The 13,078-nt window shown below is 32.2% G+C and carries 17 protein-coding genes; 5 read left to right on the forward strand and 12 right to left on the reverse strand.

Going from position 1 to position 13,078, the window contains the following annotated elements:
* The first annotated feature begins 58 nt into the window (after positions 1-58).
* A complete protein-coding gene (locus LNQ81_RS17640; protein WP_229949033.1) occupies positions 59-619 on the forward strand; it encodes a helix-turn-helix domain-containing protein in 561 nt (186 codons plus the stop codon).
* A gap of 134 nt (positions 620-753) precedes the next feature.
* On the opposite strand, the gene LNQ81_RS17645 is transcribed toward LNQ81_RS17640, so the two are convergent.
* The 8 genes from LNQ81_RS17645 to LNQ81_RS17680 form a co-directional block, all read right to left on the reverse strand.
* The gene (locus tag LNQ81_RS17645) at positions 754-1,155 is read right to left on the reverse strand and encodes a GNAT family N-acetyltransferase (RefSeq protein WP_229949035.1); all 402 of its coding nucleotides are present in this window, start codon (positions 1,153-1,155) and stop codon (positions 754-756) included.
* Positions 1,156-1,205: 50 nt separating this feature from the next.
* On the reverse strand, positions 1,206-2,375 hold the full coding sequence (locus LNQ81_RS17650; protein WP_229949037.1) for an IS4 family transposase: 1,170 nt from the start codon (positions 2,373-2,375) through the stop codon (positions 1,206-1,208).
* Positions 2,376-2,466: 91 nt separating this feature from the next.
* Positions 2,467-2,685: a GNAT family N-acetyltransferase gene (locus tag LNQ81_RS17655; RefSeq protein ID WP_229949039.1), complete on the reverse strand. Its 219-nt coding sequence runs from the start codon at positions 2,683-2,685 to the stop codon at positions 2,467-2,469.
* A 4-nt stretch (positions 2,686-2,689) separates the two neighbouring features.
* Positions 2,690-3,082, reverse strand: coding sequence for a DUF4377 domain-containing protein (locus tag LNQ81_RS17660; protein ID WP_229949041.1), 393 nt, complete (start codon positions 3,080-3,082; stop codon positions 2,690-2,692).
* A 142-nt stretch (positions 3,083-3,224) separates the two neighbouring features.
* A complete protein-coding gene (locus LNQ81_RS17665) occupies positions 3,225-3,443 on the reverse strand; it encodes a hypothetical protein (RefSeq protein ID WP_121965337.1) in 219 nt (72 codons plus the stop codon).
* 244 nt (positions 3,444-3,687) lie between these two features.
* Positions 3,688-4,353 (reverse strand): tRNA (5-methylaminomethyl-2-thiouridine)(34)-methyltransferase MnmC2, encoded by a 666-nt coding sequence (gene mnmC2, locus LNQ81_RS17670; protein WP_229949043.1) that lies wholly within the window; start codon positions 4,351-4,353, stop codon positions 3,688-3,690.
* On the reverse strand, positions 4,350-4,811 hold the full coding sequence (locus LNQ81_RS17675; RefSeq protein ID WP_229949045.1) for a hypothetical protein: 462 nt from the start codon (positions 4,809-4,811) through the stop codon (positions 4,350-4,352). The genes mnmC2 and LNQ81_RS17675 overlap by 4 nt, the downstream gene beginning before the upstream one ends.
* 2 nt (positions 4,812-4,813) lie before the next feature.
* The gene (locus LNQ81_RS17680) at positions 4,814-5,293 is read right to left on the reverse strand and encodes a DUF4920 domain-containing protein (RefSeq protein ID WP_229949325.1); all 480 of its coding nucleotides are present in this window, start codon (positions 5,291-5,293) and stop codon (positions 4,814-4,816) included.
* Between the two features lie 291 nt (positions 5,294-5,584).
* Between LNQ81_RS17680 and LNQ81_RS17685 the strand changes: the two genes are divergently transcribed.
* Together LNQ81_RS17685 and LNQ81_RS17695 are read left to right on the forward strand one after the other, a co-directional pair.
* A complete protein-coding gene (locus tag LNQ81_RS17685; RefSeq protein ID WP_229949047.1) occupies positions 5,585-6,658 on the forward strand; it encodes a branched-chain amino acid aminotransferase in 1,074 nt (357 codons plus the stop codon).
* 309 nt (positions 6,659-6,967) lie between these two features.
* On the forward strand, positions 6,968-8,065 hold the full coding sequence (locus LNQ81_RS17695; RefSeq protein WP_229949051.1) for a hypothetical protein: 1,098 nt from the start codon (positions 6,968-6,970) through the stop codon (positions 8,063-8,065).
* A gap of 104 nt (positions 8,066-8,169) precedes the next feature.
* Here the strand turns inward: LNQ81_RS17695 and kdsB are convergent, their stop codons facing one another.
* The 4 genes from kdsB to LNQ81_RS17715 form a co-directional block, all read right to left on the reverse strand.
* The gene (kdsB, locus tag LNQ81_RS17700) at positions 8,170-8,916 is read right to left on the reverse strand and encodes a 3-deoxy-manno-octulosonate cytidylyltransferase (protein ID WP_229949053.1); all 747 of its coding nucleotides are present in this window, start codon (positions 8,914-8,916) and stop codon (positions 8,170-8,172) included.
* A 101-nt stretch (positions 8,917-9,017) separates the two neighbouring features.
* Complete coding sequence (locus LNQ81_RS17705; RefSeq protein ID WP_229949055.1) at positions 9,018-9,356, reverse strand: DUF4822 domain-containing protein; 339 nt, start codon at positions 9,354-9,356, stop codon at positions 9,018-9,020.
* A 65-nt stretch (positions 9,357-9,421) separates the two neighbouring features.
* Complete coding sequence (locus LNQ81_RS17710; protein WP_229949057.1) at positions 9,422-9,925, reverse strand: DUF4822 domain-containing protein; 504 nt, start codon at positions 9,923-9,925, stop codon at positions 9,422-9,424.
* Positions 9,926-10,105: 180 nt separating this feature from the next.
* Positions 10,106-11,539, reverse strand: coding sequence for an ATP-dependent DNA helicase (locus LNQ81_RS17715; RefSeq protein WP_229949327.1), 1,434 nt, complete (start codon positions 11,537-11,539; stop codon positions 10,106-10,108).
* Positions 11,540-11,670: 131 nt separating this feature from the next.
* Here LNQ81_RS17715 and LNQ81_RS17720 point away from each other — a divergent pair, with 131 nt between their 5' ends.
* A complete protein-coding gene (locus LNQ81_RS17720; protein ID WP_229949059.1) occupies positions 11,671-12,462 on the forward strand; it encodes a DUF3822 family protein in 792 nt (263 codons plus the stop codon).
* Complete coding sequence (locus LNQ81_RS17725; RefSeq protein WP_229949061.1) at positions 12,459-13,028, forward strand: RsmD family RNA methyltransferase; 570 nt, start codon at positions 12,459-12,461, stop codon at positions 13,026-13,028. Before LNQ81_RS17720 ends, LNQ81_RS17725 begins: the two co-directional genes overlap by 4 nt.
* Positions 13,029-13,078 lie beyond the last annotated feature (50 nt).

Below are 13,078 nucleotides of genomic sequence, written 5' to 3' on the forward strand. Positions count from 1 at the left end.
TTTTCCCATACTATCAAATGACATTTATTATCTTTGAATTTCACAATAAGAATAAGATATGAAACTATATATAAAAAACATGGTGTGTGAAAGATGTAAAATGGCTGTAGACAATCTGCTATTAGAAGCTCAATATACACCTGTAAAAATAGAGCTAGGAGAAGTAGATATTAAAGAGGAACTTACTAGTACACAACTTAAAGATATCGAAAACAAACTTCAAAAAATAGGTTTCGAATTGCTAGATAATCAAAAAAGTAAAACAGTAGATAAGATCAAAACAATACTAATCGAATTAGTACAAAAACACAATGCTAATCTTCAGGTACCATTATCAGCGTATATAGCAGAGAAAATGCAAATGGATTATCATGCACTAAGTTTATTATTCTCACAATTAGAATCGACGACAATAGAGCAATATTTTATCCACTTAAAAATAGAAAAGGTAAAAGAACTGCTAGTATACGATGAATTAAGTTTAAAAGAAATTACATTCCAATTAAACTATAGTAGTGTCGCTCACTTAAGTAAGCAGTTTAAAAAAGTAACAGGACTAACTCCTACTCACTTTAAAACTACTGGTGCTGAAAGACGAAAAGTAATAGACAAGATATAATATGGTGAACGGTTTATAGTTAACGGTTAACGGTTTTGTAGAGATGTCAATACTTTGCGTCTAACAATTAGGGTTGACCGTTCCCTGTTTCCCACTTTCTGTTCCTTGTTCCCTGCTTTCCGTTCCCCCTATTACTAAAGCTTCTCTTCTAATGCCTGCTTAGCATGGTCAAACCATTCATCTTTTAGCATACTATAAATAGCAGTATCACGGCGACGCCCTGAGTGAATAATGATTTCGCTTCTAAGTACACCTTCTAGAGTACATCCTATACTCTGCACAGCTACTTTACTTCGTTCATTTATATTATCCACTCTAAACTCTACCCTCTCCATTCCCATTACTTCAAAGGCATACTTAAACATCATATACTTACAATGTTTATTAATACCTGTACCTTGAACCTTCTTACTATACCAAGTATATCCTATCAGAAGGGATTTATTCTTATGGTCGATATTATAAAATCGAGTAGATCCTACATATTGTTCAGTTTTCTTATCAAAAACCAATAGCGTCCTAAATAAATTTAGCACATAGAATATCCTCCCACTTTAGTAGGATACGAGTATATATTTGATAATTTTTAAAACAGAATCCCCTGTTGTAATTTAGGAGGTGGCTTTTCTACTTCATTTAGTGGATTATCGAGCCATAATTGCAGCTGAATTTTCACAAAGAGGTTTAATCTTATAAAAGCTACTAAATTGGATAAATGCCACTTGAATTTAGACTGTGCCCGCAATGCTTTTAGTATTAAAATGGTAATTAACGCCGTCCAAATTTGTATCATCACAGCGTTTTCAGATGTTCCAACAAAAGATTTAATATGTAGTAGCTGCTTTAAATCTCTAAAGAATATTTCTACCATCCATCTACTTTTATACAATTCACTTATAGTATTTGCAGTCCAAGAAAATTGATTGGTAATGAGTTCAATGGCCTGATTATTTTGCTCATCCCACACTGCTACACGCCTTAATTTTTTCGGATATATCTGCTTTGACCTTGTATTAGTTAAGCTAATTAACTCATCTTTTAGGATGTTTTGATGCCTGTTCTCTGGAAGTTCTAATTCCTTAATAGTTTCAAATTTCAAGTTGTCTTTATGTCTAATCACAAAGAATACTTGTTTGCTGTCCCAAACATTTAAAAGGCTAAAATCATTGTAGAATCGATCAGCAACTATAACACTGCCTTTGAGTAATGGGATATCATAAGCCCCTTTATTATCAGCCGTTTTACCATTTGTAATATTAATATAAGCCGGTAAATTCCCATCAAAATCAAGGAGTGTATGCATTTTAACAGCACCTTTATTAGTCTTGTATTTTGCCCAATCAAAGATGCTTAAACACAGAGATATTGTTGTGGAGTCTAATAACAGGATTTTTGACTTGATTCGGAACTTCACCTGCTTAAACTTGGGATGCTGTCCTAAACTTTCGAGCAAAGCAAAATAGTATTCTTTAAAGAGCTCATGGGATCTTTTTTTATTCTGATAACTGACTGATGATTTAGATGGTGCTATAGTTAAACCTAAATGATTTAAGTTTCCGGTAGCAGAGCGAAGTCCATTACTAATATCACGAACAGATTTACTTCGAGCAAAATGGCAAAATAACATAGAGATTAAATGACTCCAACTATCAAAACCCTTGTTGTGTTTATCTGTTTGCCTTTCCTTTACTATTTTCTTAAACTTTGAACGATCTAATTTTTGGATTATTTGAGAAAATAAAGTTACATTTGTCATAGAGAGAGTGTTTTTTGGTGTGCAACTCAAAGATAATTTGAGATCCTTAATTTACTCTCTTTTTTTTGCCTTTTTTTAAGCGTTTAGGACGCTATTGATCAAAAACAATAAATGGATAAGCTTTTCCAGCAGATCTACTTTCTATAGCAGTTGTGATATACTCTCTCATATCCCCAGCTTTAGTAACACCAACAGTAGCATACTTCCATATCTCAGGTTCGTCTATGATAAAACACACTAGATCATTATAATTATATGCCTCTAAAGGTTTTAGAATTACTCTGTCGTCCGTTAAAACAATGTCTTTCATCACACTAATTCTTTTTTACTTTTGATATTTCGCTTACTAATACATATCTAAATGATGGAGCATCCGCAGGAGCATTAGGAATCTCGACTCTTTTTACTTCTATCTTATATTCATACCCTTCTTCATACTTAAGCCCCTCTATCTCCTGATACATAATTTCCCAAGGAGCATCTTCTTCCTCTTTCACCATCATACATTTCTTAGGAGCCATACCAGCGCAGTCATCTAGCTTAGATGCGACATACAGTACCTTTACATCATCTACTTCGTCTGCATTACCTACTTGTGGTATTTCAGTATGTTCTGTTTCTTGATTTATTGATTCTTCAGTCTTTCCTTCTTTACATGAAGTAAAGATTATAAGTGACATAGCTAATAGTAAAACTACTTTATTCATTCTTTATGTTTTTTTCTTCTTCCGTAAAAATAGATATTAAAACCAAAGTATGGCGTTTTTATTGCTACTTTATGACTAATCCATCTTTTACTAGCCTCTTACTACCACAGGTCAAGCTAAGATATAAACAAAAAAAACTTACCTAAGCATAGGTAAGTTCTTCAAATATTTCTTTATCTAATTCTGCTTTAAGTTGGGGTTTGTCTTCTAAGAACTCATTAACCCAATTAACTAATCGTTCTACATCATAAGGTAATAATGTATGTATTGCTTTATCTAATTCTTTAGAGAACAATACTGAATCAAAGCTGACATTTCTAAGCACATGTATATTATGCTCAAACATCATTCGTTTATTCATAGCTACTATTTTTCTTTTTCTACGAACAAACTTACACTGTTTTTATTAAAACAAAAAACAAATAACCAACCTTAACCTTAAAATAAAACAAATCACATACACTTAATATTATAGTAATAAACATTTAACCTATATAAATCAGGAAACACTCATTATCTTCAATATGAAATACAACAAATAACTCATCTTCTTAAACCTAAAATAATTAGAGCCTAATAAGAATTTCTCATTAGGCTCTAGTTTCTTATTGTTTATATGCGACTAACATCTCCCTTTTACCAGGAGGTCCCGGTACTTTTTCAGTAGTAAACCCTACTTGTTTCATAGCCCTTTTAATAGGTCCCCTACAAGCGTAAGTAGCTAATACTCCACCTGATTTAAGTGCATTGTATACTTTCTGAAAAATCTCTACTGACCACAAATCAGGTTGGAATTGATATCCAAAAACATCAAAGTAAATTACATCAAAAAACTCTTGATTTACAACTGCTTCTTCAAAAGTACTGTGTATCTTATGAAGTTTAAATATTGGTGTAATCTGATAAGTTGTATTCCAATTACACTGATGCATTTGGTTAAACAACTGTTCGTCTTCTGGTGTATCATATAGAGCTTCAAAATTCAAAGCTTTACTTTCCTCCTCTGTTACAGGAAAAGCTTCGATACTGTGATACTCTACAACTTTATTTTTGTTACGAGCTTCTACAAGTGTTAAAAAAGCATTCAACCCTGTACCAAAGCCCATCTCCAATACTTTAATTTCAGAGGCAGCTATCTTATCAAATCCTCTCTCTATATATACATGTCTAGCCTCTTGAATAGCCCCATGAATCGAGTGATAGGTTTCTCCCCACTCTTCCATCTCTATAGAGGTAGAACCATCTGAAGTAGTAATTACTTTTCTTTTCAATTAATTAGAAGTTTTTTAATTCTAGGAATAGGACCACCACATTTCTTCTGATGACATGCTAGACAAGAATTAATCATATTATTAAACTGTTCTTTTTTATCTCCTTCTACACTTTCATATAGGATCTGTTCTAATCGTAAATACTCTTGTGCTTGATATTCAAAAAACAAATCGTTGTCACTTGGGTCAGTCATACGAGCAGTGCGAATCTCTTTATGCTTCTCAGGCATTACTCCCAAATCTGTATGTCCTCCTTCTATTTTATTTCGAAGGACTACACCCTGCGCATGCATTTCTTCCATTAAAGAAGCTAAAGGAGACATCTCATACATCTTAAAAGAAGTTGAATCTTTAGATTCTATCCGAATATCCGTTCCTTTAGAATGATTCTCTTGCTTACATGAATATAAGGTTGCAAATAGTACAAAGACTAAACACACTGATAATATACCTCTCACAACTACTTATCTTTTACAATAGCAATCCCATCAGCTGTAAAAGCATAAGTAACCTTAGGTTCAATTATCGCTGCAATCTCTTCTTCAGACTTGCCAGCATCCTTAGCATAGTGTTTTAATTCATCTACAGAAACAACAGAAATAAATGCCTTGCCATCTATAATCACTTCATGTCCTGCAGCGTTCATTGGAGCAAAAAAACCATAATCCGTAAAGCGTACAAATCCTTTTTTATCCTCTCCTAAATCAACATTCATCCAACAACCTTTCTTTTGGCAAACTTCATTTATCGTTGTTTCAAACTGAACCTTGATAGTATCTCCTTCTTTTAAATCTTGATATTTTTTAAGCATCTCTGTTTTAGATAGAGCTTCTTTCAAAGCTATACTATCACCAAAATACTCATACGTCTTTTGTGCTTCTACAACAGTCGACTCTTCTTTTTCACTTTGATTTTTACATCCCGTAAAAACTATAGCAATGATACCTAAACAAGCAACAATTTTATTCATACTAAACAAATTTAATTATACGATCCATCAAAAGTAAGTCAAAAAATACATCAAAAACAAATAGTTTATCTAAACATATTTCACTGATTATGATAATTTCAGTAAAAAATTTTGATTAAACAATATTTATCACTCCATTTTAGATAAAGTTCAACAAGAAACTATTTTTAAGTACTTTTTTTGATAATTTTGTAATGTGTTGCTTTTTTAATACATTGCAAGCATAAGTTCAAACAGACAATTAAAAAAACATTATAAGAAATGAGTTTAGAATCAAACAACGGTATTTCTATTCAAAAAGTAGAAACATCAAAAATTGCATCAGTAGACTTCGAAAATCTGAAGTTCGGTTCTGTATTTACTGACCACATGCTAGTATGTCACTACAAAGATGGTGAATGGGGACAAGTAGAAATCAAACCTTATGGACCGATGTCTTTTGCTCCATCAACGAATGTTTTCCACTATGGACAAGCTATTTTTGAAGGAATGAAAGCATATAAAGATTCAAATGAAGATGTATGGTTATTCCGTCCACGTGAAAACTGGGCTCGTTTTAACAAATCAGCTGAACGTATGGCTATGCCACATATCGACGAAGAAAGATTCGTAGATGGATTAAAAGCGCTTATCAACTTAGATAGAGAATGGGTTAAGCAAGGTGAAGGTAACGCATTATACATTCGTCCATTTATGATTGGTACTCACGAAGGTGTAGTAGCTGGTCCTTCTAGCGAATTTATGTTCTGTATCATCTGTTCTCCTGCACGTACTTACTACTCAGGAAAAGTAAAAGTTCAAATCGCTGAACACTACAGCCGTGCTGCTAACGGTGGTGTTGGGTACACTAAATGTTCTGGTAACTACGCAGGACAGTTCTACCCTACTAAATTAGCTAATGAAGCAGGATACCAACAAGTAATCTGGACTGATGATGCTACACATACTAAACTAGAAGAAGCAGGTACTATGAACGTATTCTTCAGAATCGGTGATACACTAATCACTGCTCCTACTAGTGAAAGAATCTTAGATGGTGTAACTAGAAAAAGTTTACTAGATATCGCAAAGAGCAAAGGAATCAACATAGAGGTTAAAACTATTGTAGTTCAAGATTTAATCGATGCACATGCAAAAGGAGAGTTAAAAGAAATTTTCGGTGCTGGTACTGCTGTAACAGTTGGACAAATCGAAGGATTCGCTTTCCAAGATAAATACTACGAACTACCTGAGGTATCGGATGATAACTCATTTGCTATCCAATTAAAAACAGGACTTCAAGGTATCCAACAAAAGAAAATCGAAGACACTTTCGGGTGGACTGAAAAAATCTAATATTGATTTTATCATATCATATTGCAAAACGGCAGAATTACTGCCGTTTTTTTTGTTTAATATCTAAGTCTTTTGACTATTTTTGCTAAAAAATAATTATGTTTACACCTGGACAAATGCAGTTTGCTATATTTTTTATCATTGCCTTCACCATAGTAATGGTGGTAATGTATAGAAAAGATTTAAAATTACACAGAATTTATTATAAGAATAGACTTTGGGTATTAGTTGCCTTTTTAGCATTTATAGGTTCACTATTTGTTTTAAAAAACCTTCTTAAATAAGATAATATCGATCTAAGCTATTGTTATGAAAATCATTAAGTATTTCCTCCTTTTATTTTTGCTTGCGTTTGTATCACTTTTTGTGTTCATACTTACTCAAAGTCCTGAGTATAATATAGAACGCAAATTTACAGTTGATGCACCTAAAGAAATTGTCTATAATTATATTAACGACTTAGATAATTGGACAGATTGGATGAAATCTTCTAAAGAAAATAATGGTATTTATAAAATTGAACTTGATAACTTAGGTTCTTATAATGTACGCCCAGAATACAGTCACCCCTATGATAGCCTATCACAAGACATTTTAAATGACAATAAAATATCTAATATAATCTGGAAACTAAAAGGGCAACAAAATAAGACTGAAATTACATTTGCTTTTAGTGGGACACTTGATATAAAAACAAAGTTTCTTTCTTTTTTTAAAGGAACTCCTAATCAAGTAGCCACAAACAGTTTAGACAAGAATATCGATGCTTTTATAGTGTACTTTATCAAGCAATACAAAGAGTTTGATGTTAAGGTAGATGCAATTAAAACTACACCAAGCATACAATACCTATACCTAGAAGCTTCTTCTTCGATAGGAATGCTTAACACAGATTTGATTGCTTTAAATAAAGACTTATCTGAGTTCTGCAAGACAAATCAAATAGAGATAGCAGGGGAACCATACCTCATCTTAGATAACAATAGAACACAAGATGTTCTTAAATACAGATTTTCCTTACCAATTAAAGGTCATATCTTTTTAAACGAGGAAGAGAAATACAAAATAGATACACTAACAAAACAAAGTTACTTTGAATCTACTTTAAATGGTTATTACACTTTCTTACCTGAAGCATTGCGCAAGACTAGAACTGAAATAAGCGATAGAGAACTAAATGTTCTTACAGATCAACCAATCGTGCTACTACTTAAAAAATCAGTGATTGACTCTAGACTAGCAGCAGAATGGGAAACAGTAATAAAAGTACCTGTAGAACAAAAGATAGTACCTGTAGTACCTGTAGTACCTGTTGCTGGAACATACAACCCAGCCAACAGTAATACTACTCCTAATAGTACACCAACAACTGAAACAACTCCTCAAGAGAACAATGAGAGTGAGTAGATATACTCTATCTAAAAGAGAGACAATAATATATACAAAAAGAGACTCACAATATCTGTGAGTCTCTTTTTGTATAATTATATTTCGTCCATAATATTTGAGGATTAGTTTAATTCTGGATTAGCTGCTATAATCTGCTTCGCTCTTTCTAAATCCTCTGGAGTATCTATTCCTATACCTAAATGTCTAGTTACAGACATTTTAATGCGTTTTCCGTACTCTAAATATCTTAGTTGCTCTAACTTCTCTGATGCTTCTAAAAACTTCATAGGAAGTGTTGTAAACTCTAATAAAGCTTGTTTTCTAAAAGCATAGACTCCTATATGCTGATAATATTGTACTCCTGTTTCTTTATCTCTAGGATAAGGAATCACAGAACGTGAGAAATACAATGCAGTATTACTATCATCCACTACAACCTTCACATTATTAGGATTCTCTATCACACTCCACTCTTCAATAGGTGTCATCAGAGAGGCTAAATCAATATTCTCATCTGTATCCGTAGCAAAAACAGCAATCAACTTCTCTAGGTTCTCCTTACTTACAAAAGGCTCATCACCTTGAACATTGATTACAATATCTGCATCAATATCTTTTACAGCTTCAGCTATACGGTCACTTCCACTCTCGTGTTCCTTTATACTCATCATCGCTTTACCACCATGACTAACTATCTCATTAAAAATCACCTCTGAATCTGTAACCACAAATACATCATCAAAAAGCTCTGTAGCTAAAGTCCCTTCATAAGTACGACGGATAATAGTCTTTCCTGCCAAATCCTTCATAAGCTTTGCTGGAAAACGAGTTGAAGCATATCGAGCTGGTATTACTGCTATAACTTTCATTTCTGTTCTTTTTTTATAACTCAAAGATAACAATTATTAATATTTCTCACCTCTCCGAAATAATAAAGCCTCTTAACTAATCTAAGAGGCTTAATTTATTTTTATTTTTTAATAGGTTCATGTTCCACTCTTAGTAAAACACCTTCTACTTCTATGTCATAAGTAAATTTCTTCTCTGTCAATTCATAAACAGACACTGTTCTTTCAAATACTACACTACCATCAGGTCTTTTAGCTATTAATGTTCTAGTTTTACCATCTAAAGAAACATACCAATCTCCTTGAGAACGAACAGCACTCTTATCTCCATAAGCTGTGATTAAGAATGTTCCGTTAGCAAACTTGCCTTCTTTATTTTTAGGAAAATAAGCCTTTCCATTACTATTTACATAATAAGCATCACCTGAGAAGCCAGTTGCAGGAGCAACAGTTTTATCCATTTCTTTAGCTCCCTCTACCCCATTGGTAATATCAAATACTTTTGTTGTTTCCCACTCTACACTAGCTAATATTTCGCAGGAGTCTTAGGTTCTGCATGATCAGTTACAGGCTTGTGCTCTACACTATAAACAATAGAAGAATCAGATCCATCTGGAATATTATAGGTGAATATATTATTATTTAATTCCACCATATCGACTGTTCGCTCATAAGCTATCTCATTTTTGGAATTATATACTACTAAGTGTCTTTTAGTATCATTATCTCTTAGAGACCATAGACCATACATCTTATGTCCATCTTTAAAATCAACTATTCGAAAAGTTCCATCTGTATTATAATATGCATAACCAGCATACATAGCACCAGGCATAACATCTAACTTAACATCTACTCCTTTATTATCAACTATCTTAGTTGTAATCCAAATGTGCTTAGACAAGATCTCCGTCCCCGTCTCTTTAACTTCCACAGAATTAGAATTGTCATCACTAGAACATGAAACAGTAGAAAGTGAACCTAAAAACAAAACGCTTATACTCAATAAGTTAAAAACTTTTTTACTCATATTTTCCATTTATTAAAGTCAAATAAAGAAAATAAAAACATGATGTAAAAGAGAGATTCTCTTAAAGGAATAAAAACTACAGTTTATAAATAATTTACACAACTAAAACATAAAACACACTAATACAATTAATTACAAAATTATACAATAAATAATAATTTAAAATAATTACCTTTCTCCCTATTCCTGAAGAAAGTACTCATCTTGAAATCCTATTAAATACAACTTATCTTTAGCACGGGTTATTGCTGTATACAACCATTTGATATAATCCTCTGTTATCCCATCAGGCAGATAGGGTTGTTCTATAAATACGGTTTCCCACTGTCCACCTTGAGATTTATGACAAGTAATCGCATAAGAGAACTTCACTTGTAAAGCATTAAAATATTCATTCTCTTTTAGTTTTTGCATCTTTTTATACTTAGTTATTTCATCTTCATAATCTAGTAGTACCTCATTATACAACTTATTCATTTGATCATAAGTTAATGCTGGAGATTCACTAGTCAAAGTATCCAAGATTATCATCGTATCAAAAGGCGCCATATCTGGATAATCTATCATGCGTATTCTCACAGAAGCAAATCTATAGCTATATAACTCTATAGTTCGATAAATCTGTAAGATCTCAATGATATCTCCATTGGCAATAAAATCTGTCACAGGAGAGTCCTTTAACCAAAAGTAATTATTCTTCACCACCATTAGTAAATCTCCCGCTGATATTTCGCTATCTTTATCTAATATACGCATCCTAATCTGCTGATTATAGGCATTTGCTCGCTTATTAGAGCGTACAATAAAAGTAGTCTCTTCTGGACCACTATTAGAATAAGATGAATAAATAGCATCCTGTATATCATATCCATCAACTAAGCGTATGATGTCTTTAAATCCTTTTAATTGAAACTGAAAAGTATCAGCAAAATAAGAACCTATTGTTAACCTTAATTCAGTAGCGTTATATAAAATACCAGAACCTTCTTCTTGACGCATTACCTCATCTAACTCGATATGTTGAACATCCATATTATAATGGAATCGAAGCTGATCTATATCTAATGCAGGACTAATAGTCATATTCACTGGAGGCAACTGAGCAGTATCTCCTATTAGAATAAGTTTACAGTTAAAACCTGAATAAACATAATATACTAAATCATCTAACAAAGAACCATGTGGATACATTGAAGTGTCTCCTGCGCTAGCATCCCCAATCATCGAAGCCTCATCTACTATAAATATAGTATTGCGGTTTCTATTGTTTCGCATTGTGTATTGAAAAGTTCCTCCTGCTTTACTAGGTTTCGGATAATAGATATTCTTGTGAATCGTAAAAGCTGAACGATTAGAATAGTTGCTAATCACCTTAGCTGCACGTCCTGTAGGAGCTAACATTATAGAGAATTTATTAACAGTCTTCAGTTCATTTACAACAGTAGATAACAAGGTAGTCTTACCAGTACCTGCATAACCTTTAAGAACAAAAAGTTCATCTTGACTATCATTCGTAACAAAATCCGCTATCTTCTGAAGAAAGATATCTTGCTTTAATGTTAACTCATAAGGAAATTTTTGACGCAATAGTTTATAAAACTGTTGATCTATCATCATGTTCTTTGCTTAAATTTTATATTACTTCCCAAAGATACTAAGCTTTTTAGCCCTTGACTAGAAGAATGCAATAAAAAAGTGTAATTTTGCATATAATCAACTATATACATTTCATATTTAAACACACGATGTCAAAGATTTATCATAAACTTTTAATACAAGTTTCATTAAAGAAATTCTCTTTTGCTATCAAAGACAAATTAGCTCATGAGATTACATACTTTGCATCTGAGGCACTGATTACTTCTAAACCTATAGAAGAACAGTTAGATAAATTCTTTCAGAAGCACGCCGAACTATCTGATAAATATGATGAAATTATTGTTTTGCACGACAATGCTTTAAATACCTTTATTCCTAAAGATCTTTTTAATGAAGATGCTATGGGCAATTATCTGCAATATACTACAAAAGTATTTTCGACAGATTATTTTGCATATGATGAACTAGAAACTTCCAAAATAAATAATGTATATGTCCCTTATGTCAGTATCAACAACTATTTAATTGATAAATTTGGAAGTTTTAATTACCAAAATATAAACACTTTACTTGTAGAGATTTTATTAAAAAAATCAGTACAAAATCTAGAAAAAGAAGTTTATGCTTTTCTACAAAAAGATCATTTTGAGTTAATCGTAGTACAAAATGGTGAATTAGTTTTCTTTAATTCATTTCAATATCAGACAGCACAAGACTTTATCTATTACATCCTATTTACTTATGAACAAATACAATTAGATCCTGAAGTTATACCGTTGCATTTAATGGGTAGAGCTGATGAAGGGGACTCCTATTATCAACAAGCCTACGACTATATTAGAAAAGTAGACATCATACAAAACAAATTTTTTATTAGTGATGATTTACTTTTACATCATCAAGTACCTAAACAATATTACATTTTATTCCATTCATGAGAATTATATCGGGAAAATTAAAAGGACGACGTATTACTGCTCCTAAAAACTTACCTGTTCGTCCAACTACGGATATGAGCAAAGAATCTTTATTCAACATTTTAAACAATCACTTTAATTTTAGTGAGCTTACAATATTAGATTTATTTTCAGGAACAGGGAATATCAGTTATGAGTTTGCCTCTAGAGGAGCTGAATCTATTATTAGCGTAGATGGAGATATGGGATGTGTAAACTTCATAAAAAAAACAGCAAAAGAATTAGATTTAAATATTACTCCATTAAAATCTGATGTTTTTAAATTCATAGAGAAACACCGATCTTCTTATGACATTGTATTTGCTGATCCACCTTATGGTTTTACGCAAGAGCAATTTGAAACAATAGTAAAAGGTATCTTCGCAAATAATTTAGTAAGTGAAGAAGGTATGGTTGTTATAGAACATTCTAAACATACACCTATTAACCATTTAGAACATTTCTCATTTGAAAAAAACTATGGAGGTTCAGTATTCACATTCTTTGAAATTCTCTCTGAAGAAGATGATGATGATGATGATGAATAAAATAAATGATAAAAAAGGACGATTGTATTTAACTACAATCGTCCTTTTTT

The sequence above is a fragment of the Myroides oncorhynchi genome, from assembly GCF_020905415.1.
GTDB lineage: Bacteria > Bacteroidota > Bacteroidia > Flavobacteriales > Flavobacteriaceae > Flavobacterium > Flavobacterium oncorhynchi_A.